Origin of the sequence: Enterobacter quasihormaechei, from assembly GCF_004331385.1 — a bacterium.
Taxonomy (GTDB): Bacteria; Pseudomonadota; Gammaproteobacteria; order Enterobacterales; family Enterobacteriaceae; genus Enterobacter; species Enterobacter quasihormaechei.
Map to the genome: position 1 here is coordinate 57,827 of NZ_SJON01000019.1, position 24,216 is coordinate 82,042.

Consider the following 24,216-nt stretch of genomic DNA (forward strand, 5'->3'; position numbering starts at 1 on the left):
GCATAAAATTGGGGGAGGTGCCTATGCTCAATCAAGAACTGGAACTCAGTTTAAACATGGCTTTCGCCAGAGCGCGTGAGCACCGACATGAGTTTATGACCGTCGAGCACCTGCTGCTCGCATTGCTTAGCAACCCATCTGCCCGCGAAGCGCTGGAAGCCTGCTCCGTGGATCTGGTGGCGCTACGTCAGGAACTCGAAGCCTTCATCGAACAAACCACACCGGTGCTGCCCGCCAGTGAAGAAGAGCGCGACACGCAACCGACGCTCAGCTTCCAGCGCGTATTGCAGCGCGCGGTTTTCCACGTCCAGTCTTCCGGACGTAGCGAAGTGACTGGCGCAAATGTCTTGGTCGCCATCTTCAGCGAACAGGAGTCCCAGGCGGCCTACCTGCTGCGCAAACACGAAGTCAGCCGTCTCGACGTGGTCAACTTCATCTCTCACGGAACGCGAAAAGACGAGCCTAACCAGGCGTCGGATCCCAGCGGGCAGATCAACAACAGTGAAGAGCAAGCAGGCGGGGAGGATCGTATGGAAAACTTCACCACCAACCTTAACCAGCTTGCTCGCGTCGGCGGTATCGACCCGCTGATTGGCCGCGACAAAGAGCTGGAGCGTGCCATCCAGGTGCTGTGCCGTCGCCGTAAGAACAACCCGCTGCTGGTGGGGGAATCTGGCGTGGGTAAAACCGCGATTGCCGAAGGGCTGGCCTGGCGCATTGTGCAGGGCGACGTGCCGGAAGTGATCGCTGACTGCACCATCTACTCGCTGGACATCGGTTCGCTGCTGGCGGGCACTAAATACCGCGGTGATTTTGAAAAACGTTTCAAAGCGCTGTTAAAACAGCTGGAGCAGGATACCAACAGCATCCTGTTTATCGATGAGATCCACACCATTATCGGCGCAGGGGCGGCCTCCGGTGGTCAGGTGGATGCCGCCAACCTGATCAAACCGCTGCTCTCCAGCGGCAAGATCCGCGTGATGGGCTCCACGACGTACCAGGAGTTCAGCAACATTTTCGAGAAAGACCGTGCGCTGGCGCGTCGTTTCCAGAAAATCGACGTCACCGAGCCGTCGGTTGACGAAACGGTGCAGATCATCAACGGCCTGAAAACGAAGTACGAAGCGCACCACGACGTGCGTTACACCGCGAAAGCGGTGCGTGCGGCGGTGGAGCTGGCGGTGAAATACATCAACGATCGTCATCTGCCGGATAAAGCGATCGACGTGATTGATGAAGCGGGTGCGCGTGCGCGCCTGATGCCGGCCAGCAAGCGTAAGAAAACCGTGAACGTGGCGGATATCGAGTCCGTGGTCGCCCGCATCGCGCGTATTCCTGAGAAGAGCGTTTCTCAGAGCGACCGCGATACGCTGCGTACGCTCGGCAATCGCCTGAAAATGCTGGTCTTTGGTCAGGATAAAGCCATTGAGGCCTTAACCGAAGCGATCAAGATGGCTCGTGCTGGTCTGGGGCATGACCACAAGCCTGTTGGTTCCTTCCTGTTCGCCGGCCCGACCGGCGTGGGGAAAACCGAGGTGACGGTTCAGCTCTCCAAGGCGCTGGGCATCGAGCTGCTGCGCTTTGATATGTCCGAGTATATGGAGCGTCACACCGTCAGCCGTTTGATTGGTGCCCCTCCGGGATACGTGGGCTTTGACCAGGGTGGCCTGCTCACCGACGCGGTGATCAAGCATCCGCACGCGGTACTGCTGCTCGATGAAATCGAGAAAGCGCACCCGGACGTGTTCAACATCCTGTTGCAGGTGATGGACAACGGGACGCTGACCGATAACAACGGGCGCAAGGCGGACTTCCGCAACGTGGTGCTGGTGATGACCACCAACGCCGGGGTGCGTGAAACCGAGCGCAAATCCATCGGCCTGATCCACCAGGATAACAGCACCGATGCGATGGAGGAGATCAAGAAGATCTTCACGCCGGAGTTCCGTAACCGTCTGGACAACATTATCTGGTTCGATCACCTGTCTACCGAGGTGATCCATCAGGTGGTGGACAAGTTCATCGTCGAGTTGCAGGTTCAGCTGGATCAGAAAGGCGTGTCGCTGGAAGTGAGCCAGGAGGCCCGCAACTGGCTGGCTGAGAAAGGCTACGACCGTGCGATGGGTGCACGTCCGATGGCACGCGTGATTCAGGATAACCTGAAGAAACCGCTGGCGAACGAGCTGCTGTTTGGATCGCTGGTGGACGGCGGCCAGGTGACCGTGGCGCTGGATCAGGCGAAGAACGAGCTGACGTACGATTTCCAGAGTGCGGCGAAGCACAAGCCGGAAGCGGCTCACTGAGTTGTAAGGTAAAAGCAAAACGGCAACTTCGGTTGCCGTTTTTAGTTTTTGCAAGTAAAGAGACGTATGGGCACATCAGAAAAAGGGCTCTTCGGAGTCCCTTTTTTATGCGACTGCTCTTTCATTCCATGAGTCTTTGAACATTATGTTCCCATCAAAGTAAATCCATTCTATTGATTCATAGCGTATTTCGATTTCTTCCATATGCTTACTTGCGACTCCTATTGGAAATAAAATTGGAGAAATTCTTGTAATCTTTACGTTTTCCAATTTTATATTAAAGTATTCTACTTCTATTCCTGCTTCATTAATTCTGTACATTTTAATTAAAGCTTTTTTAAATGTTCTACCCTGACATACCGCCCTGAATAAATAGGGGGTGAGGCGATCTATCTCTTTTTCAAATGTAATGGGAACATGTAGGCGTGTTCCAGTAAGTTTTCCAGTGTTGTAATCTGTAGGAATCCATACAGAATGGTTGAACGATTTAAGTTCTGTAGAACCCAATCGTGTAGGCATTAAACATTCTCCTGTTATAGGTGAGTTATTTTCATCAGTAAGCCACATATGGGCCGGTATTGTCATTTTTTATCCTTTGTCTCTGAAGCGGAAAGCAATTACAAATACGGTAATAAAGATGCCTAGAATAATTTCGTGAGCTATTTTAATATTATCTATATTGACTGCTACTATACCTGAAAGAAAAGCGGAAAAGATAAATACACCGTACCAGTAAATATCATTAAAACAATCCTGTATAACACTATCAAAGAATTGTTTTAAAAATTTCATTATTGACTTTAACATGATTACATCATTCTTTTTAGTGCGTTAGTAATTTCAATATCAGATGCTGTGTTTATGTTTAAGTATCCAGCCTTCATAATAATTGGCTCAATAAGAAAATACATCATCTCAAGTTTTTCAACATAAAGTGCATGATGAAATTGTGGCATAAAAGTTTTTAATCTATTTGCACTTTCAGAAGCCTTGTTAACAATGCCATAAAGGTTCAATGCGGTAATCGGAATGCCAACGCGTGTGCCCATTTTTTTAACAAAAGCAGCTTCAATGGAGGCATTCATTTTATTACCATAACAAATGTAAGATACAACGGAATAAATTAAGGCAGATTTTGATAAAGTTTTTATGGAAATGTTTTTAGTGAATGGTGTTAATCTTTCAAGGATGCTTTTCTTTTCTACTTCATTTTTGCTTTTAAGAACCGTTTCTATATAAATCTTAATCATCCTGAAAATTAAATTCCGATGTAAAACCAACTCGCCTAACCCCTGCACGAATCTGACATCTTCATCCTTTAATCGGGTGCAAACATCATGATAATTTTTCGTTAAACATGATGAATAGTATAACAGGCGCGTTGCTGCATCCCCGAGGTTATTTAAATAATCAATAACTCCCTCTTTGACCCCGCTCATAGCCTTGTCTAATCTTATGGCTAATTCTTTGTCGGTTCCTATTTTATTAATAATATCTTCACTGTAATACATAATGCATTCCTTTTATTTAATGCGTACATCATCTTATATGGAGCGCTTTGAACAAGTGATCGTGATCTCACTTTTGTTAAATAAGAAAAAATGTAGACTTGATATTAACTTGATAGATGAATGGACTTAAATAATTAATGTGATGAATATATGAGTTATTGGCTATTTCTATCAGCTTCATTTTCCATTTTAAAACATGTCATTGAGAATGGATCTTATATCTTTTGATGTGATTTCATTAGCAATATTTTTTTCGGGTGGAAGGTCGCTAGAGACAACTGTAAAGCGCAGTGTTTTATAGTGATGATACGAAAGCTTGCCGGACGCTATAAAATTCGCTTTATGAGCATCAAACAGACGTGCAAGCGTACTGCTTATTTTTGTGACTTTGTTCACTACAGAACAAGGGGTAAATTAAATTTCATTATTGTTTGATCAATTTTTGATGTCCTTACCAGTGGGAGAAGGGGAGGCCTCGAGGCCGTAGAGGAATTTTGCGAGGCGCTTTCCAGTTTCGTTAGAAGTTGATTGCTGGATAAATCCACAGTAATAAAATGGCGGCGCACCTGCAAAATCAGGTGTCGGGATTGGCGTCCTGATTACACACATATGGAAAGATGTTGCTAACGCAACGTCACTTGTTTCGTTCACTCTTTATTTAGCTACGGTATAATCCGTATCTTCAAATATGGTGGGCTGAACCGGAGCTTCTTTTGAAGCGCCGATTTTCCATATGGTCGGTACGCCAAACCGGTTCAGTCTGCCACCCGAAGTTGGCGTTTCTGGTGGTAGTTTTCAGCTTTAAATATGGAAATTATGAATATGGAAAACCAGTCTATCTCCCAGCTCTATAGCGAGCTCTCCCTCAACCCCGATCTCCCAACCCTTGCCGAACGCTGCAACCTGCTCACTGAAATCCTGCTCGACTGTCATTCGCTCCCACAAACGCAGCCCGTTTGCCGCTGTCTCGGAGCTTATCTGGAAGAGGTAAAATCCGGCCTCGCAGAATCCATGCGTGACTTTCAGGTGGTGGAATTTGAGGACGACGCGGAACAGCCGCGACAAAAAGAGTGGTTGCTGGAAGATACCGAAACGAAATGCGACTACTGCCTGGCATTAAACCACGTGCTGCTGGTTTCGCATTTTGACCGCGATATGCTGCCGCACCTGACGGGACTGCTGCATGACATTACTCATTCTATGGCCGCTGATGTCGTTGCACCTCCACGTGTAGAATCGGTAATTCACATTATTTCCTGAGTGGAATCCGAGGCGTCGGGGGCAGGCCTCTAACGCCGCTGGCTTGACCCTTTTTTTTGATGTTTACGTAACGTATTGATTTATATAATGCGAACTTACGTGCCAGAAAAAAGGGTTTTATGCGCGAAAGTTGATTATTTTGTTTTCAAACAATAAGATGGCGTGGTTTTCTTTCAGTTCACTGCCGTACAGGCAGCTTAGAAAGTAAGTCGCTGCAAGAAGTGGGCGGATATGGAGTTCACTGCCGTACAGGCAGCTTAGAAATGGAACGCGATGAAATTCTCAGGCAATTACGTATTCACTGCCGTACAGGCAGCTTAGAAAACTATGGATTTCAACACCTGTAGGCAGTGACAGTTCACTGCCGTACAGGCAGCTTAGAAATACTAAAATTAAGGGGTATGAATGGAATTAACGTTCACTGCCGTACAGGCAGCTTAGAAAAGCGGGATCGAAGTGTGGGCGGTGGCGCTTAAGTTCACTGCCGTACAGGCAGCTTAGAAAGTGCGGCGGGCAAAAAAAAGCCGGATTTACCGTTCACTGCCGTACAGGCAGCTTAGAAATTTCACTATTTCCCACGTCACGCGGACCTCCAGTTCACTGCCGTACAGGCAGCTTAGAAAGTTCTGGTGCACTGCGGCATAAGCGAGCGGCGAGTTCACTGCCGTACAGGCAGCTTAGAAACTGTCAGGCGTCGCGCCCTGAATAGCCGGAATCGTTCACTGCCGTACAGGCAGCTTAGAAAAATGAAGCCTGCGTGTTGAAGCATGAGACCGTGTTCACTGCCGTACAGGCAGCTTAGAAAAGAATCGCCTGCCGTCGGCTAGCATGAAGCTCGTTCACTGCCGTACAGGCAGCTTAGAAAACGTCATTAACGTGGCTATCGCCACCCTAAATGTTCACTGCCGTACAGGCAGCTTAGAAATTGAACGCGATGAAATTCTCAGGCAATTACGTGTTCACTGCCGTACAGGCAGCTTAGAAAGAAACAGCGTCTGATTATGGATGTTGAAATGGTGTTCACTGCCGTACAGGCAGCTTAGAAATGCCAGAACGACTCCAATCCCCGATTTATCATGTTCACTGCCGTACAGGCAGCTTAGAAAGCTGGTCGCACCGGTCGGGGTGTTGGTACCTGTTCACTGCCGTACAGGCAGCTTAGAAATCTTCGGCCTCTTCCTCTTCGGCTACATCGAGGTTCACTGCCGTACAGGCAGCTTAGAAAATCGGCAACCTGGCGTTTGCTTAACTATGGTGGTTCACTGCCGTACAGGCAGCTTAGAAACCGATCGCTCGCGTGTTCGAACAAAACACCGGGTTCACTGCCGTACAGGCAGCTTAGAAAGTAAGGCTGCGACTGAAGTTCATTAGCCTAGCGTTCACTGCCGTACAGGCAGCTTAGAAATAATAGCTTCCGCGCTGCTTCAAACCTGACTCGTTCACTGCCGTACAGGCAGCTTAGAAAAATGACTGGCCGTCGGCATGATATATGCAGACGTTCACTGCCGTACAGGCAGCTTAGAAACGTCATGATTGCGATCTGGACGAGCTGCTGAAGTTCACTGCCGTACAGGCAGCTTAGAAACAAAGCTAGCCGGCGTACAACGGAAAAAACCTGTTCACTGCCGTACAGGCAGCTTAGAAATGATGAATCGACCGGGATTTTAATCGATAGTTGTTCACTGCCGTACAGGCAGCTTAGAAAATTTCCTTTATCTCAAATGCGATCAACAATTCGTTCACTGTCGTACAGGCAGCTTTGAAAGAACACAGATAACACGGCATCTCTGACCGTCGGTTCACTGCCGTACAGGCAGCTTAGAAATTTTTAACAAGGGCAGTAGCCACCAGCCGTGCGTTCACTGCCGTACAGGCAGCTTAAAAATTAAACGTGCAAAAGTCCCCGTCGTTGTTCATGTTCACTGCTGTACAAGTAGCACAGCTAAACTCAATCTGTTCAAACATTCACTCTATCTATTGAAGATTAAATACCATCATACCTCCACCCCTGTTATTTTAAATTAAATAAAAAACCTATTCACACACCAATCATATTTCTAAATATATATTATCCACAAAAATAATAAATCAAAAGGAAAGGTCATATTTCATCCGCCTATTACAGTAATTACTATTCATTTGATACCCGTCACATTTGTCCTCATCTTATGTTCGATAACATACCAGCACTCAACGCATTGAACTAAAAGCCCTTTATATGTCTGTAAACAGCATCACCCCCACGGATTTAAAAACTATTCTGCATTCAAAGCGCGCCAATATTTATTATCTTGAAAAATGCCGTATTCAGGTGAATGGTGGACGCGTTGAATACGTCACTCAGGAAGGTAAAGAATCGTTTTACTGGAATATTCCCATCGCCAATACGACGGCGGTGATGCTGGGCATGGGAACCTCCGTGACGCAAATGGCAATGCGGGAGTTCGCGCGAGCGGGGGTGATGGTCGGTTTTTGTGGCACGGACGGCACGCCGCTTTATTCAGCGAATGAAGGGGATATTGATCTCTCCTGGCTGTGTCCGCAGAGTGAATATCGTCCAACGGGATATTTACAGAACTGGGTGTCATTCTGGTTCAACGAAGAAAAGCGCTTGCAGGCGGCAAAACAATTTCAGTTTATCCGTTTACAGCAAATCGAAAAACAGTGGACAGGGCTGCGTATGCAGCGGGAAACGGCCTTTCAGCCAGATAAAGATGCACTAAATATCCTGCTTGAGCGTGCCAGACAAGGCATGGCAAAAGCTCAGGACCACACCTCACTGATGCTCCAGGAAGCCCAGCTCACGAAATCTCTCTACAAACTCACCAGCCAGACGACGGGTTACGGCAGTTTTACCCGAGCTAAACTGGGAGGCGGGGTGGATATGGCAAACCGTTTTCTCGACCAGGGTAATTATCTGGCCTACGGGCTGGCGGCTGTTGCGGCTTGGGTGACGGGCATTCCGCACGGTCTGGCGGTGATGCATGGAAAAACCCGACGCGGCGGGCTGGTTTTTGATATAGCCGATTTAATAAAGGACGCGCTGGTCATGCCTCAGGCATTTATGGCCGCAATGGAAGGAGAAGATCATCAACAGTTTCGCCAGCGCTGCATCAACGCCTTTCAGCAGGCGGACGCGCTGGATGTGATGATTACCACGTTGCAGGAAACATCCCAGACACTGGCGGTAACCGCGCCATGAATGTTCTTATTATTTCCCGCTGCACGAAAAACGCCCGGGATGAAAGCTGTCGTATTATCGACCAGTTTGCAGAGCGCACGGGCGATGCGGCCTGGCAGACAACCATTACCCTGGATGGCGCTACCACGCTCAGAAAACTTTTGCGTAAAACGGCGCGGCGTAACACCGCCGTGGCCTGCCACTGGCTGAAGAAAAGCGGGGAAACAGAGCTGCTGTGGATTGTCGGAAACCTTCGTCGCTTCAATGCGCAGGGGCGCGTTCCCACCCATCGCACCACGAAAAATGTGCTTAAAAATGGTGATGAGCACCGCTGGAACAGCGCTGAAAGCATCGCGTTGCTGGCTGCTATCGCCGGGCTGTTCCACGATTTTGGAAAAGCAGGGATGTGCTTCCAGCAAACGCTGCTGAAAGAGAGTCAGCATCGTTTTCAGCCATACCGGCATGAATGGATCTCGGTGCGTCTGTTTCAGGCTTTTGTAGGGCAACAAACCGATGCGCAGTGGCTGGCATCGCTTGAGCATCTCAAGGCGGCTGACGAAAAAGGTATGCTGAAAGCCCTGACGATGGATACGCCGGAAAGAAGCAGTAGCCCGCTAGGTAACCTGCCCCCTCTGGCGCGAGTAGTGGCATGGTTGATGCTGTCGCACCACCGTTTACCGCAGTCCCGTTCGGCAGAGCCACAATTAATGTACTGCGATGGCTGGCTTGAGCGACAGCTGAATGCGGACTGGAACTCCCTGAATCACCGATCTGAAAAAACCAAATGGACCGAGCGTGATAAAAAGAATGTCTGGAAATTCCCTCACGGCACGCCGTTAAGAAGTAAAACCTGGCGCGAGAAAGCCCGACAGATTGGCAAACGTATCAGGAATACCCCCGCGTTATTTCACTTTGGATCGCTTGATAACCTGTTCACTATCCACCTTGCGCGTCTGTCGCTGATGCTGGCAGATCATTTTTACTCGTCGCAGCCTGCGTATTCAGGATGGCAGGACGAAGCTGTCCAGAGCTGGGCGAACAGTAATCCCGAGCCCAACCAAAAGCTGGATGAACATAACGTGGGCGTGGCGCATCATGCTCTGCTGATGGGCCGTTCTCTTCCCACTTTACGGCGCGCATTACCCGCCATTGCCCGACATAAAACGTTTCGGGAACGGGCGAAAGATCCGCGTTTTCACTGGCAAAACAGGGCCTGGGATGTTGCCTCTTCGCTACGGGCAAAAAGCGCTGATCAAGGCTTTTTTGGCGTCAATATGGCCTCGACCGGATGCGGTAAAACCTTTGCCAACGCCCGGATTATGTACGCCCTGGCGGACGAGCAGGAGGGATGCCGCTTCAGCGTCGCACTGGGGCTACGGACCCTAACCCTTCAGACGGGACATGCGTTGCAGTCTCGTCTGGGTCTTGACGATGACACGCTGGCCGTCGTGACCGGCGCGGCGGCGGTGAAGGAGCTTTACCAGGGCAACGACGCAGAAGATAACAACAGCGCCAGCGACGAAGCGTTTTTTGCCAGCCATCATTACGTCCATTACGAAGGCGCGACGAGCGGCGGCACGGCGCAGCAGTGGCTGGCGAAAGAACCCGCGCTTAATCGTCTGGTCAGCGCGCCGGTGCTGGTGACAACGATCGACCACCTGATCCCGGCAACGGAAGGCGTGCGCGGCGGCAGGCAGATCCCTGCCATGCTGCGCCTGCTGACCAGCGATCTGGTGCTTGATGAACCTGATGATTTTGACATTGATGATTTGCATGCCCTTTGTCGGCTGATGAACTGGGCGGGCATGCTCGGCTCTCGCGTGCTGCTTTCCTCTGCGACGCTACCGCCCGCGCTAACGGAAGCGTTGTTTGAAGCCTATCGGGAGGGGCGAAAAGCCTGGCAGGCTGCATGCGGTCAGTCTGACAGACCAATGAGCATCTGCTGCGCCTGGTTTGATGAGTATGGCGCGCAGTCGCAGGATGTGACCGACGACGCGCATTTTCGCCGGGCGCATGACGATTTTGTTCGCCAGCGAATCAAACGTCTGCCTGAACAGCCGCGGCTTCGTCTGGGAAAACTGGCTGCCGTGAAGCCGCACTCTTCAAGGTCGGCAGATGTTATCTCCGCGCTGGCACAGACGCTACACCAGCAAATTATCGCGCTGCATGGCCTTCATCACAGCACGCACAACAGCGGCAAAACTGTGTCGTTTGGTCTGGTACGGATGGCCAACATCAATCCGCTGGTTGCCGTCGCGCAAGCGCTGATGGCATTACCCTCACCGGACAACTTCTGCATCCATTATTGCGTTTATCACAGCCAGCACCCGCTGGCGGTGCGTGCGGCGATTGAAAAACGACTCGATTGTGCATTTACGCGGCACGAGCCGGATCTGGTCTGGCAGTTGCCCGAAGTTAAGCAGGCGCTGACGTCATCGGAGCAGCATCATCTTTTTGTCGTGCTGGGAACGTCTGTTCTTGAGGTCGGGCGCGATTTTGATGCCGACTGGGGGATTATTGAGCCGAGCTCAATGCGTTCACTTATTCAGTTTGCGGGGCGTATTCAGCGCCATCGTCAGATCGCTCCTGAGAGCGAAAACCTGGTAATTCTGGATCGCAACGTCCGCGCCCTTCGTGGGGAAAAGGTTGCCTACTGCCGACCCGGTTTTGAAACCGGGCAGTATCCGCTGCCTCATCACGACCTCCATGAACTGATCGATAAAGAGGGCTATCGCACCCTGAATGCGATTCCGCGCATCGCTGCGGGTATTCCAGGCAATGCTCTTGCGGCACTGGAGCACGCCCGGTTGCGTGCCGCGCTGCTGGACGGAGGCGACAAATCTGATGCGGTCGCCGCGTTGTGGTGGCGACGGCCCTTAACCTGGAACGGTGAACTTCAGAAACGTACGCCATTTCGGCGAGCTTCACCTCAGGCTTCTTTCTTTTTGCGTTTGGAAGAGGAAGGCGATGAACCTGAGTTTTGCCTGATGCAGGAAAACGGGGAGTTAAAACCTGCGGGACGTTTTTGCAAACAGCCGTTATCCGTGGCTGATGGCGTAGAGCCGTGGATTGCTATTGATTATGCCGAGGTATTACAGGTGCTGGCGGATATGAAGCAGCTAGAGCTGGCTGCGGTGTCGCGACGGTATGGTGAAATCACATTGAGAGTGACCAGGGAGGAGGAGACAGAGCAATGGCTGTATCACCCGGTATTGGGTGTGTTCAGGGAATATCTATAAAGAGCCAGGAGCGAGTATGTCAGTTGAAGCACTAAGCGCTTTCATCGCTGAGTACATTGCCGGACGACGGCAAACAAAGCTGGAAGCATTTGATAAAGAGGCCGCGAAGCGCAGCGATAAAGATAGCGCAACGCTTGCGGCCGAACGCCGGGAGCTGGAACTTCGCTATGAACCGAAAGCATGGCTGACGGATGCCGCGAAGCGGGCCGGACAAATTAACCTCGTGACCCATGCGGCGAAGTTTACCCACGGGGATTCAAAAAGCAGCAGTATCTACAGCGAGGCAGTGGCGCAGGAAGGGTATCTCAGCACCGCGACGCTGTCAGGTCTGGAACCGGATGCGGTGGGCAACGCCGCGGCGCTGGATGTCGCGAAATTAATGCAAACGCGGGTAGAGGGTGGCGACTCCCTTTTAGCAAGCCTGAAACGAGGCGATCGCGCTGCGCTGGCCGCTTTTACCGATGATGAAAATCAACTGAGGGAGTGGATTGACGGGTTTTCTCGTGCGTTAACTTCCGGAGAACCGGCTTCGCACAAGCTGGCGAAACAGGGATATTTTCCGGTAGGAGAAGGTTACCACCTCTTAAGCCCGTTATTCGCCACCTCGCTTGTTCACGCCATGCATCAGAAAATGATTGCCTACCGTTTTGGCGATGAGGTTAAAGCGATCTGGAAAGCACGACGCGAGAAAACATGGCATCCCACTCCGCTGACGCTCTTCCCAGATTCAGCGGAAATACACTTCGGTGGCACTAAACCGCAAAATATTTCCTATCTCAACAGCGTGCGCGGCGGACGTAGCTGGCTCCTTTCCTGCCAGCCGCCGCAGTGGAAAAGGGCAGAAAAGCCGCCAACGCATTTGCGTTCTGTTTTCGCCTCGGGTGGGCAATTTGACCGTCGTGCCAGGAATCACATTCAGCTGCTTGTTTCCTTGCTGACGAGAACGGGCGATTACACCAGCTTTCGTATTCGTGAAGCGCGTGATGGCTATATCAATATGCTTATCGATCTGCTATTCGAAATTGCATCTGAACTTCAACGTGAAGACTGGCAGAACTGGACGCTCAACAACACGGATCTGAAACCACATCAACAGCTCTGGCTCGATCCCTGGCGCACAAAAACAGATGAGGCCTTCCGACTTGAGCGAGAAAAAGACGACTGGCAGGACGCAGTGGCAGAAGATTTTGCCCTGTGGCTGAACGCTCGTCTGCGTAAGGCGATGCCGGATTTAGGCGCCGTGGAAAAACGTGAATGGGAAACCCGCGAACGTTTACGCTCCAACCTCCGCGAGATGGAAAAAATCATTCAGGAGGCGCTGAAATGAGCTCACTGATCCTGCTTCGTCGTATCAGAGTTGAAAACGCCAACGCCATTGCGGGCCTGACGTATGGTTTTCCTGCCATCACCCATTTTCTGGGATTTTCCCATGCGTTATCTCGCAAGCTGAAGGAAACGCACGGGCTAAACATTGATGGCTGTGCTGTCGTCAGCCACGAGCACCAGATCCATGCGCATACGTCCGGTCGTGATTATCAGTTTGCCCTGACGCGTAACCCGCTTACCCGGGACGCGAAAACGGCCTCCTTTAATGAAGAGGGGCGCATGCATATGACGGTTTCGTTGCTGCTGGAATGCCATGGGGAGATCCCTAATGGCGAATACGGGCAGCGCGACCTCGCAGAACATCTCCGGCAAGTTTGCCCGACGCTCAGGCTGGCGGGTGGCATTATCGTCGATATTCAGGCTATTACCGTCATGGCGATGCCGTCCAACAGTCGTGACCTGTGTCGGTTGCAGTGGCAACTGATGCCCGGTTTTTCCTTACGCGATCGCAGCGGCTGGCTGGGGGAACATTATCAAACGCTTCTGGAAAACGATCCCACCACCACGATGCTTGATGCCTGGCTCGATTTCGCTGCGCTGAAGTTTCAGGCTGAAACGCCGGAGGAGGGCGACATTCGCGAAGGCGAGCCGGCAAGCTGGCACTATGTTCCGAAACCAAACCCCGGTTATCTGGTGCCCTTAATGACTGGCTATCAGCGGATTTCCGAACTCTATTCCCCTGGCGTTGTAAGCAACGCACGTGATGCAGAAACACCATTTGCATTTACGGAGGCAGTGTATGGCGTGGGCGAGTGGTGCGGCCTGCACCGTATCCAGTCTCTTGATGAAATTTTCTGGCGTTTTCATACGACAGAAACCGGCTACTACTGTCAGGGCGCGGGCGCGCCGGTGACATCTGCACATTCAAAATAAAAAGGATTTAGCTATGGCAAAGGCTCCAACTGCCGTTAAAACGGCATCTGTACTGGCATTTGAACGTAAACTGGCGACGTCGGATGCGGTGATGTTTGCAGGAAACTGGCAGGGTAAGACCTGGCAACCGATACGCATTCAGGAAAAAGCGGTACGTGGCACCATTTCCAACCGCCTGAAAAATGCGCTCACCAACGATCCGGCAAAACTGGATGCTGAGATCCAGAAAGCTAACCTCCAGCGGGTGGATGTGGCGTCGCTGCCCGCAGACGCGGATACCTTACAGGTGAAGTTTACCCTGCGCGTGCTGGGAAATTTATCCACGCCTTCCGTATGTAATGACCGCGCCTATCAGGATGAACTTCAGCAGGTTATTGACGGCTACATCAGCGAGCATGGTTTTGCAGAACTGGCGCGCCGCTACGCAACTAACCTGGCGAACGGACGTTTTTTATGGCGTAACCGGGTTGGCGCTGAAAAAATCATCGTGAACGTGACGGGCAGTAAGGCGTGGACGTTTGATGCGTACAATTATGCGCTGCGAGATTTTTCATCCAGCGACGAGAGCCTAAACGCCCTGGCGCAGGAAATTGAAAAAGGGCTTAGCGGGGAAGGGTTTGTGCTACTTAACGTAGAGGCGCAGGTGCTTCTCGGTGCCGGACAGGAGATTTTCCCGTCGCAGGAGCTGGTCCTTGACAGCAACAGCAGTAAGAGCCGCCTGTTATATCAGGTGGATAATATCGCTGGCATGCACTCGCAGAAAATCGGCAATGCGATTCGGACGATCGATACCTGGCATCCAAAAGTGGATGAGCTTGGCGCGATAGCCGTTGAGCCGTATGGCTCTGTCACCAGCCGCGGCGTGGCCTGCCGTCAGCCGAAAGAGAAAATGGATTTCTACACGCTTCTCGATAGCTGGGTGACGAAAGGGCATAAACCCGACATTGAGCAGCAGCATTACGTGATGGCCGTGCTGATCCGGGGCGGTGTCTTCGGCGAGAAGGGCGAGTAAGGAGTGATTATGGATCACTACATTGAGATCCATGTCCTGCCCGACCCGGAGTTTAGCGAGGAGATGCTGATGGCCGCGCTGATGGCCAAACTGCATCGTGCGCTGAGCTTGCGGGGGAAGGGGGATATTGGCGTTAGCTTCCCTGCTCATGGCATCAAGCCTGGCGCGGTGTTACGCCTGCATGGCGATCGCCAGGCGTTAAGCGAACTCGAATCGCTGACATGGCGGAAAGGGCTAAACGATTACTGCCTGTGCACGGCAATTAAAGCCGTGCCAGAGGTAAATCGCTGGCGATGCGTATCCCGGATCCAGGTGAAAAGCAGCGCGCAACGGCTTATGCGTCGCTCGGTAAAGAAAGGATGGATAACCGAAGAAGAGGCGCAGGAAAGGGTACGTACAATGGAGGAAGCGCGGACCGATTTGCCCTGGCTTAATTTACGTAGCCTCTCAACAGGTCAGTCTTTCAGGCTCTTTATCCGTCATGGTGAGCTGCTTCCCGAACCTGTGGTTGGGCTGTTTTCGACTTATGGACTCAGCGCGACGGCGACAATTCCCTGGTTCTGATGAATCACAGCCGCATCAGCTTTCAGGGTGCGGTTTTTTCTGCAAGACGGGTATCAAAATTAAAAGGGAGTTGCTCAACAGAATTGAGTGCCTTGTGGAATGCAGGATGCAATGGATTGAGTATGGCATTGTTTTCATAGGGAATGATGCAAGAAGGTAAAATCAGGGCGAGGGCACTGTTAGCCTGCAACCAACCGGTTCCCAGGTCCATTGTCGATACCGGCGCCGGATTTTCCTGCCAGTCGTCCGGTAACCACGCTTTATCCAGGTAATCGATCTGATCGTCCGGGATATCAATGCTGAAAAGCTGGTACTGATTCAGCACGGTATCTTTTCTGACATGCACCAGAATTTCCAGTGAAGCCAGCGAGATGGAGGTGGAGACATACACGGTAGGGTGGCCTTTATGATTCCAGCGTCCGCCATACTGGTTAGCACCACTTCCACTCCATGCCTCGCTGGCATAACGTTCTGTCACCATACGATAAAAAATCATGCAAACACTCCGTGTTCCAGTCGACCAATCAGGTCGGTGACTTCCAGCGCCCCGGTTTCCGTAGCAATCAGGTCGACAGGCGCAACGTTCCCAAGTCCGCGCACCGGTAGCTGCAACCAGTTCCATGCCTCTTCTTTGCTGCCGAAATACTCGACAGCCGCATCCAGTACCCGAACGAAGCGTGCCACACGCTCGCTCTCGTCTGGCGTCAGCGTCCGGCCTGCGCTTTTGCGGCGGGCAACGTTACGCTCGTTGATTCCCGTGACGCGTAAAATCTCCGCTTTCGACATGTCCGTCCACTCGTGAATATTGTCGAGCACGCTGACGGGTAATCCTTGATTAAGATACTCAATCAGCCGCATACCTCTGTTTGCAGGTAAACCAGCGTAGCGCCACAGCGTGTTATCAGCAGGTTTTTGCGCGGGGACCCATGTTCTCATAATACCTCCCGAGTAATGTCATTTGTCATGGGTAAGTATAGTCATTTGTCAGGGGTCAGGGAATGGATATTTTTTGTGCTGAGTGGGTTATGAAAGAGTGGGTTTTGACCCTAATTTTCGATAAGAAGCTAATATATTGATTTTAATATGCATTTTTAATTGGCGAGAAAAAAGGGTTAGAGGAGGGCGTTTAGCTTTTTTTGTATGAAAATCATGATAGTGTGGAGCTATTATTCCAGTGCACTGCCGTACAGGCAGCTTAGAAAAAACCATTCCCTTCTGTAGATTGTTAAGCTCTGTGCACTGCCGTACAGGCAGCTTAGAAATGGGCCAGCGCGCAATGATTACGGAGACGTACGTGCACTGCCGTACAGGCAGCTTAGAAATAAGGCAGTGGATATGTCCCGGGCAAACAACCGTGCACTGCCGTACAGGCAGCTTAGAAATAAGGCAGTGGATATGTCCCGGGCAAACAACCGTGCACTGCCGTACAGGCAGCTTAGAAATGCCAGCAGCTTCATTTTTGCTTCTGACTGTTGTGCACTGCCGTACAGGCAGCTTAGAAATACCCGGGAAACAAAGCTCGTACTGCCCCGTGGTGCACTGCCGTACAGGCAGCTTAGAAAAGGAATGACTTCCTTCATTATCAGAATGATCATGTGCACTGCCGTACAGGCAGCTTAGAAAATGAAACCATTTCCCCCGGTTTTACCGAAGGTGTGCACTGCCGTACAGGCAGCTTAGAAATACGACATAGACGGGCCTGAAGGCGACAACTCGTGCACTGCCGTACAGGCAGCTTAGAAAAGGCTGGAAAATTCAAAGCCTTCCATCAGCGCGTGCACTGCCGTACAGGCAGCTTAGAAAAGGAATGGTTCGGTTGTTGTCTTTCCCGGAGCGTGCACTGCCGTACAGGCAGCTTAGAAAGTGATAACGCGGAACGCGATGATAACCGAGTAGTGCACTGCCGTACAGGCAGCTTAGAAATAAGCCGTGTACGGTTTTGAAACTCATTGTTTGTGCACTGCCGTACAGGCAGCTTAGAAATACGGTGATACAGCTCCAGTAATCAAAGTTGGGTGCACTGCCGTACAGGCAGCTTAGAAACATGTGGAAACCCGCTTAGGCGGGTTTTTTCGGTGCACTGCCGTACAGGCAGCTTAGAAATGTCGCAGGAACTGGTCAGGTGAGCCGCCAGAGTGCACTGCCGTACAGGCAGCTTAGAAAGCCAGAGTAACATCCTGCTGCTCGTTCTTTACGTGCACTGCCGTACAGGCAGCTTAGAAATGCCCCGCTCTCTTTGTTGACTCCAGGTAGTTCGTGCACTGCCGTACAGGCAGCTTAGAAAACTTACTTCATGCGTGCAGGGTCAACACATTAGTGCACTGCCGTACAGGCAGCTTAGAAATGGGGTGAAATGGGCGCGGAGGAAGTGAGCAAGTGCACTGCCGTACAGGCAGCTTAGAAAAGCTCCAAAAGCCTGCATATCTACATCCAAATGTGCACTGCCGTACAGGCAGCTTAGAAAATCCGCACCGACAATTTAACACTTGTGCAATAGTGCACTGCCGTACTGGCAGCTTAGAAAGCGAGCATGTCGTCACGTGTGATATAGATACCGTGCACTGCCGTACAGGCAGCTTAGAAATACTACATGAAAGCGTCAGAGACCATCTACCGGTGCACTGCCTTACAGGCAGCTTAGAAACGTTGTACTCGATAAGTTTGCTACAGGTGATAGTGCACTGCCGTACAGGCAGCTTAGAAATTGACGGGTAGTTCATGGACTTTGTCAGCCATGTGCACTGCCGTACAGGCAGCTTAGAAATACACCGATAACTTGTCGGCGCAGACGCTGGTGTGCACTGCCGTACAGGCAGCTTAGAAAAATCGTTCAAATAATCGACTGTCCTGACAAAAAAATAAGGCCGGGAATATCCCGGCCTTATTTAATATTCATCTGCCATTACAGGCAAAAACAATTAGCGACTACGGAAGACAATGCGGCCTTTGCTCAGGTCGTACGGGGTCAGTTCAACAGTCACTTTGTCGCCCGTCAAAATGCGGATATAGTTTTTGCGCATTTTACCGGAGATGTGCGCAGTTACCACGTGACCGTTTTCCAGTTCTACGCGAAACATGGTATTAGGCAACGTATCAAGTACGGTACCCTGCATTTCAATATTGTCTTCTTTGGCCATCTAATCCTCTGGGGTATCACTACCAAGTTTTGAACCGGCAAGATAATGCCGAAATTCATCAATTAAGTAAAGAATTGCGCGTTTAAAACGCAGCAAAACAATTTCAGCGTATTGCCCAAGCGTCACGGTACAACCGAACGGAAAGCGCATTCGTAAAGGGGAGACGACAGGATAAACGTCAGGACGTTATCTGAAGCGGGGGTCCCAAACGGCGGCGGGGCAACAGGCAGAAGCTACTCTGCGGCGTAATTATAACACCCTCATAAAAAATATGCGGAAAACATTTAGGCATTGGGCATAAAGAGCGTTCTGGGAACCCAAAAATCGCGCGGAAGGGTCTCCTGTCGGCACTGTTCGAGGTGTTCGATATAGCGTCGGCGGGAAATTTCCACGGCGCCCAGCGAGGCGGTGTGCTCATTCAGCACCTGGCAATCCATCAGCTGTCCGCCACGTTGGGCAAATTCCTCGCTAAACACCAGCAGCGCAGTTTTCGACGCATTCGTGGCGCGGGAGAACATCGACTCGCCGCAGAACAGCGTGCCCTGCGCCACGCCGTACATTCCGCCAACGAGGTCATCCTCTTTCCATACTTCGATGGAGTGCGCGTAGCCCAGCTCATGAAGCTGGTGGTAGGCGATAATGATGTCGCGGGTTATCCAGGTGCCTTCGTGACGATCTTCAGCGCAGCCTTCAATGACCTGCCCGAAGGCGTGGTTGAGCGTAACGCGATAGGGCGATTTTGCGTGAAAACGCTTCATGCTGCGGCTCAGGTGAAACTGCCCAGGCCACAGCACGGCTCGCGGGTCGGGAGACCACCATAAAATCGGGTCGCCGGGGGAAAACCACGGGAAGATGCCGCGCTGGTAAGCCATCAGGAGACGCGCCGGGCTGAGATCGCCGCCCAGAGCCAGCAATCCGTTAGGTTCACGCAGCGCCCCCTCCGGAGAAGGGAACGCAATATTATGGCGAGAAAGCTGCACCAGGCGCATGACAACAGAACTCCAGTACGCGAGAGAGGACGCTACAAATATAGTCTACAGGCGCTGTTTAAACTGGTAGTAGCGACCCTGTTTTGCCAGCAGCTCTGCGTGATTACCTTGCTCAATTATGTGTCCGTTGTCCATCACAATTATCCGATCGAAATTCACCAGTCCGCGCAGGCGGTGAGTGACCATCAGCACGGTTTTGCCTTTCATCACATTTGTCAGTAAATCAAGAATTTGACTCTCGGTTGTCGCATCCAGACCTTCTGTCGGTTCATCCAGCAGCATCAGCGGCGCATCGTGCAGCAGGGCGCGCGCGATGGCCAGACGACGCAGTTCGCCGCCGGAAAGCTGTCGACCCCCTTCACCCAGCCAGCTGTTTAACCCGTCGTCCTCAAGCAGCTTGTGCAGCCCAACCTGTTCCAGCATCGCCCGCAGCGTATCGTCGGAAGCGTCTGGTGCCGCCAGAAGAAGATTATCGCGCAGCGTAGCGCTGAACAGATGCACCCGCTGAGGCACGACGCTGACCGTTTTACGCAAGGCCGCTTCGCTAAAACCAGACAGCGGAATGTCGTTAAGCCGAATCTCGCCCTGCTGCGGATCCCACGCGCGCGTGAGAAGTTGCAGAAGCGTCGATTTGCCACATCCCGTACGGCCAAGGATCGCAATGCGCTGCCCGGCATCAACAGACAGGCTGACGTCTTCCAGCGCGTTTTGCGCCTGCTTGTCGTAGGCGAAGGTGACGTTGCTGAGCGTCAGCGCGACCTGCTCCGGCACGGCGGTTTGACCGGCGCTAAACTTCACTTCCGGCTCCTGCTCGGCAATGTCCGTAATGCGCAGCGCAGAGGCGATGACCTGGCCGAGATGCTGAAACGCGCCCGTGACCGGGGCCAAGGCTTCGAAGGCAGCCAGGGCACAGAAAACAAACAGCGCAATGAGCGGACCGGGCTGCGCGTTACCGCCCACGCCACCGGAGGCCATCCAGAGCATGGCGATAACGGCAATCCCACCAATTAACATCATCAGCGCCTGGGAAAACGCGGTCAGCTCAGACTGGCGACGCTGGGCTTCATGCCAGTTAAGTTCCGTATTTTCCATACGGGCGCGGTAGCGTTTACTGGCGCCAAAAATGGTGAGCTCGGCCTGTCCCTGTAACCAGGAGGTGAGCTGCTGGCGGTATTCTCCACGCAGACGCGTCAGGTTTTCCCCGGTGGTTTTACCTGCACGATAAAACAGGGGGGGCAGAATAATCAGCGTCATCAGCATGATGCCGCCGAGCGTCAGCGCAATAGGAACATCCAGGAAACTCAACCCCAGCGTGACCACGACAATCACCACAAACGCGCCCACCATGGGCGAAATGACGCGGAGATAGAGGTGATCCAGCGTATCTACATCCGCAACCACGCGGTTGAGTAATTCGCCCTGCCGAAAACGTGCCAGTCCGGCAGGGGAGAGGGGCAGCAGCTTACTGAACGTATAAATGCGCAGGTGTTGCAGCACGCGGAAGGTCGCGTCGTGGCTGACCAGACGCTCGAAATAGCGCCCGGCAGTTCGCGTAATCGCCGTGCCGCGCACCCCGGCGGCAGGCAGCATATAGTTAAAGCTGTACAGCCCGGCAAAGCCTGCGGCCGCAGACGCGGAGAGGAACCAGCCGGAAAGCGTAAGCAGGCCGATGCTGGCGAGCAGCGTGACGATCGCCAGCACAATCCCGAGCGTCAGCATCCATTTGTGGCGTTTATACAGTGCAAGATAGGGAAGCAGGGCGCGCATCAGATGTCCTCCTGACGATTCGCCAGCAGGTTCGCAAACGGCCCCTGCGCGGCAACAAGCGCGGCGTAATCGCCTTGCTCAACAATGTGTCCGTTTTCCATCACCCAGATCCGATCCCAGTCGGCAATACCTTCCAGCTGGTGGGTCACCATCAGGGTGGTTTGCTGGCGTGAGGCGGCGTTAAGCGCATCCATCACGCGCTGCTCGCTGTGTGCATCCAGGCTGGCCGCGGGTTCGTCCAGCAGCATTAGCGAACAGGGGTTCAGCAGCGCACGGGCAACCGCGACGCGCTGTGCCTGGCCCACCGACAGCCCGGCAGACTGATCGCCAATGACCGTATCGACGCCCTGCGCAAGCAGCGGCAGAAACTCGCTGACCCAGGCGCGGTCGAGGACCGATTGCAGCTCATCGTCACGCGCATCCGGACGTGCCAGCAGCACATTCTCGCGCAGCGTCGGGGCAGGCAGCTGCGGGTTTTGACCCACCCAGCTCAGCTGCTTACGCCAGGCATCAGGATCAAGCTCGCGCAGCTCCGTTTTGTTGATACGCAGCGATCCGGTGTAGGCCATAAAGCCTGATAGCGCATTCAGCAATGAGCTTTTACCTGAACCGCTGGTGCCCACCAGCACCACACGTTGCCCGGCGGGCAGGGTAAAGTTCAGCGGACCTGCCAGCACTTTGCCTTCAGGCGACAGAACAGAAAAATCCTGTGCTTCAATGGTCACCGGATCGTTCGTATTCAGCGTCACTTCACCACGCTCAGGATGCGCCAGCGGCGTTTCCATGAAGGTTTTCAGGCTGTCGGCAGCGCCAACCGCCTGCGCTTTAGCATGGTAAAAGGTGCCGAGATCGCGAAGCGGCTGGAAAAATTCCGGGGCCAGGATCAGCGCCAGGAACCCGGCGGAAAGCGTGACCGCCGTACCGTAGTGGCCAAAGTCCAGCGCGCCGAGGTAGGAGAAGCCAAAGTAAACCGCCACCAGCGCAATCGACAGGGAGGTGAAGAACTCGAGCACGCCGGACGAGAGGAAGGCCATGCGCAACACTTCCATGGTGCGCTGACGAAAATCCTGCGACGCCAGGCGAATGTTTTCGGTCTCCGCTTCACCGCGACCAAAGATACGCAGGGTTTCCATGCCGCGCAGACGGTCCAGGAAATGACCGCTTAACCGACCCAGCGCCAGGAAGTTGCGGCGGTTTGCGTCTGCCGCGCCCATGCCGACCATCGCCATAAACAGCGGGATCAGCGGGGCGGTCCCCAGCAGGATCAGCGCCGCCACCCAGTTAACCGGGAAGATGGCGATAACAATCAACAGAGGCACAAATACCGCCAGCGCCATCTGGGGAAGATACCGCGCGTAGTAATCGTGCATATCGTCGATTTGCTCAAGGATCAGCGTCGCCCAGCTGCCGGCTGGCTTACCCTGGATCCACGCAGGCCCGGCTTCCGATAGCCGATCGAGCACCTTGCGGCGAATCTCATAGCGGATGTGCTGCCCGGCATGGAACCCAACCCGCTCGCGCAGCCAGACCACCCACGCACGCAGAATGAAAACCAGCACCAGAATGATAAACGGCAACAGCAGCGCTTCGCGCGGAATGTTCTCCATGATCATATGATTGAGAATGCGGGCCAGCAGCCATGCCTGGGCAACAATCAACAGACCGCTGATGAATCCCAGAACGCGGGAAATCATAAGCCAGCGGCGGGATAGAACGCTTTGCTGTTTCAGCCAGCGTGTTAACTCTTGTTGACGGGTTTTTTCCATTGCGTACTTTGCAGGTGACGTTATAAGAAATTAGACCTCTGCATGTTACACGTGAGCAAAAATAAAGGCGACCAATGGCCGCCTTTATTTACGTTTGTTACTGACTTGTAAAGATTATTTACCTTGTTCAGCCAGTCCGTCCAGATAGCGTTCTGCGTCCAGCGCGGCCATACAGCCGGTGCCCGCAGAGGTGATCGCCTGACGATAAATATGGTCCATGACGTCGCCTGCCGCAAAGACGCCCGGAACGCTGGTCTGGGTCGCGTTGCCGTGAATGCCGGACTGCACTTTAATGTAGCCGTTTTCCAGCTCCAGCTGACCTTCGAAGATAGCCGTGTTCGGGCTGTGGCCGATGGCCACGAACAGGCCCGCTACCTCCAGCGTTTCGACGGTGTCGGTGTTCTGCGTATCACGAATACGCAGACCCGCCACGCCCATCTGGTCGCCGGTCACTTCTTCCAGCGTACGGTTGGTGTGCAGCACAATGTTGCCGCTCGCCACTTTATCCATCAGGCGTTTGATCAGGATCTTCTCAGCGCGGAAGGTGTCGCGACGGTGGATCAAGTGCACTTCCGAGGCGATGTTCGCCAGGTACAGCGCTTCTTCGACCGCGGTATTACCGCCGCCGATCACCGCAACTTTCTGGTTGCGATAGAAGAAACCGTCGCAGGTTGCGCAGGCTGACACGCCGCGGCCTTTGAACGCTTCTTCAGACGGCAGGCCGAGATAACGGGCAGAGGCGCCGGTGGCAATGATCAGCGCATCGCAGGTGTATTCACCGCTGTCACCCGTCAGGCGGAACGGACGGTTCTGCAAATCCACTTTGTTAATGTGGTCGAACAGGATTTCGGTTTCGAATTTGGCGGCATGCTCGTGCATGCGCTCCATCAGCAGCGGCCCGGTAAGGTCGTTCGGGTCGCCCGGCCAGTTCTCCACCTCCGTGGTGGTGGTCAGCTGACCGCCTTTTTCCATTCCGGTGATCAGTACCGGTTGCAGGTTAGCGCGTGCAGCGTAGACCGCTGCGGTATATCCCGCAGGTCCAGAACCAAGGATTAGCAGCTTACTGTGTTTGGTCGTGCCCATGAGATCCCCATTGTTGTTGGCAGGCAATGGGCTGGATTGTAGGGAATTTGTTGCCGTAAAAAAAGAGCACGGCAGTTTTGCTTCCGATATATGCAATAGCCGCGCCCTATGAATCAGATGCGTTCATATCACGTTCGCTACTGAA

The 24,216-nt window shown here is 52.7% G+C and carries 17 protein-coding genes and 2 CRISPR repeat arrays; of the genes, 8 read left to right on the forward strand and 9 right to left on the reverse strand.

Going from position 1 to position 24,216, the window contains the following annotated elements; translation table 11 throughout:
* Positions 1-23 precede the first annotated feature (23 nt).
* Complete coding sequence (gene clpA / locus E0L16_RS19215; RefSeq protein ID WP_063449189.1) at positions 24-2,303, forward strand: ATP-dependent Clp protease ATP-binding subunit ClpA; 2,280 nt, start codon at positions 24-26, stop codon at positions 2,301-2,303.
* A 105-nt stretch (positions 2,304-2,408) separates the two neighbouring features.
* Here the strand turns inward: clpA and E0L16_RS19220 are convergent, their stop codons facing one another.
* Together E0L16_RS19220 and E0L16_RS19225 are read right to left on the reverse strand one after the other, a co-directional pair.
* Positions 2,409-2,888, reverse strand: coding sequence for an Hcp family type VI secretion system effector (locus E0L16_RS19220; protein ID WP_131637879.1), 480 nt, complete (start codon positions 2,886-2,888; stop codon positions 2,409-2,411).
* 224 nt (positions 2,889-3,112) lie between these two features.
* On the reverse strand, positions 3,113-3,814 hold the full coding sequence (locus E0L16_RS19225) for a hypothetical protein (RefSeq protein WP_131637881.1): 702 nt from the start codon (positions 3,812-3,814) through the stop codon (positions 3,113-3,115).
* An 816-nt stretch (positions 3,815-4,630) separates the two neighbouring features.
* Between E0L16_RS19225 and E0L16_RS19230 the strand changes: the two genes are divergently transcribed.
* The 7 genes from E0L16_RS19230 to cas6f all read left to right on the forward strand — a co-directional run bounded on the left by E0L16_RS19230 (position 4,631) and on the right by cas6f (position 15,329).
* On the forward strand, positions 4,631-5,074 hold the full coding sequence (locus E0L16_RS19230; RefSeq protein WP_165498429.1) for a hypothetical protein: 444 nt from the start codon (positions 4,631-4,633) through the stop codon (positions 5,072-5,074).
* A gap of 176 nt (positions 5,075-5,250) precedes the next feature.
* Positions 5,251-6,959: a CRISPR direct-repeat array (repeat unit 28 nt; unit sequence GTTCACTGCCGTACAGGCAGCTTAGAAA).
* Positions 6,960-7,292: 333 nt separating this feature from the next.
* Positions 7,293-8,276 carry a type I-F CRISPR-associated endonuclease Cas1f gene (gene cas1f, locus E0L16_RS19235; protein ID WP_131637885.1) on the forward strand — a complete coding sequence of 328 codons (984 nt, stop codon included), beginning with the start codon at positions 7,293-7,295 and terminating at the stop codon, positions 8,274-8,276.
* Complete coding sequence (cas3f, locus tag E0L16_RS19240) at positions 8,273-11,494, forward strand: type I-F CRISPR-associated helicase Cas3f (protein WP_131637887.1); 3,222 nt, start codon at positions 8,273-8,275, stop codon at positions 11,492-11,494. The genes cas1f and cas3f overlap by 4 nt, the downstream gene beginning before the upstream one ends.
* A 16-nt stretch (positions 11,495-11,510) precedes the next feature.
* Positions 11,511-12,821: a type I-F CRISPR-associated protein Csy1 gene (csy1, locus tag E0L16_RS19245; protein ID WP_131637889.1), complete on the forward strand. Its 1,311-nt coding sequence runs from the start codon at positions 11,511-11,513 to the stop codon at positions 12,819-12,821.
* Positions 12,818-13,753, forward strand: coding sequence for a type I-F CRISPR-associated protein Csy2 (csy2, locus tag E0L16_RS19250; protein ID WP_131637891.1), 936 nt, complete (start codon positions 12,818-12,820; stop codon positions 13,751-13,753). Before csy1 ends, csy2 begins: the two co-directional genes overlap by 4 nt.
* A 13-nt stretch (positions 13,754-13,766) precedes the next feature.
* On the forward strand, positions 13,767-14,765 hold the full coding sequence (csy3, locus tag E0L16_RS19255) for a type I-F CRISPR-associated protein Csy3 (RefSeq protein WP_131637893.1): 999 nt from the start codon (positions 13,767-13,769) through the stop codon (positions 14,763-14,765).
* A 9-nt stretch (positions 14,766-14,774) separates the two neighbouring features.
* Positions 14,775-15,329, forward strand: coding sequence for a type I-F CRISPR-associated endoribonuclease Cas6/Csy4 (gene cas6f / locus E0L16_RS19260; protein ID WP_131637895.1), 555 nt, complete (start codon positions 14,775-14,777; stop codon positions 15,327-15,329).
* A gap of 22 nt (positions 15,330-15,351) precedes the next feature.
* Here the strand turns inward: cas6f and E0L16_RS19265 are convergent, their stop codons facing one another.
* From E0L16_RS19265 to trxB, 7 genes are all read right to left on the reverse strand, one after another.
* Entirely contained in the window at positions 15,352-15,825 is a 474-nt protein-coding gene (locus E0L16_RS19265; protein ID WP_131637897.1) for an RES family NAD+ phosphorylase, read from the reverse strand.
* Complete coding sequence (parS, locus tag E0L16_RS19270; RefSeq protein WP_112792498.1) at positions 15,822-16,265, reverse strand: type II RES/Xre toxin-antitoxin system antitoxin; 444 nt, start codon at positions 16,263-16,265, stop codon at positions 15,822-15,824. The genes E0L16_RS19265 and parS overlap by 4 nt, the downstream gene beginning before the upstream one ends.
* Positions 16,266-16,503: 238 nt before the next feature.
* A CRISPR array of direct repeats spans positions 16,504-18,153; the repeat unit is 28 nt; unit sequence GTGCACTGCCGTACAGGCAGCTTAGAAA.
* 94 nt (positions 18,154-18,247) lie between these two features.
* Positions 18,248-18,466, reverse strand: coding sequence for a translation initiation factor IF-1 (gene infA / locus E0L16_RS19275; protein ID WP_002211347.1), 219 nt, complete (start codon positions 18,464-18,466; stop codon positions 18,248-18,250).
* Positions 18,467-18,750: 284 nt separating this feature from the next.
* Positions 18,751-19,455 carry a leucyl/phenylalanyl-tRNA--protein transferase gene (aat, locus tag E0L16_RS19280; RefSeq protein ID WP_063449180.1) on the reverse strand — a complete coding sequence of 235 codons (705 nt, stop codon included), beginning with the start codon at positions 19,453-19,455 and terminating at the stop codon, positions 18,751-18,753.
* A gap of 45 nt (positions 19,456-19,500) precedes the next feature.
* A complete protein-coding gene (gene cydC, locus E0L16_RS19285) occupies positions 19,501-21,222 on the reverse strand; it encodes a heme ABC transporter ATP-binding protein/permease CydC (protein WP_131637899.1) in 1,722 nt (573 codons plus the stop codon).
* Positions 21,222-22,988 (reverse strand): heme ABC transporter permease/ATP-binding protein CydD, encoded by a 1,767-nt coding sequence (gene cydD, locus E0L16_RS19290; RefSeq protein ID WP_063866266.1) that lies wholly within the window; start codon positions 22,986-22,988, stop codon positions 21,222-21,224. Before cydD ends, cydC begins: the two co-directional genes overlap by 1 nt.
* 114 nt (positions 22,989-23,102) lie before the next feature.
* Positions 23,103-24,071, reverse strand: coding sequence for a thioredoxin-disulfide reductase (gene trxB, locus E0L16_RS19295; protein WP_063449177.1), 969 nt, complete (start codon positions 24,069-24,071; stop codon positions 23,103-23,105).
* Between the last annotated feature and the right edge of the window lie 145 nt (positions 24,072-24,216).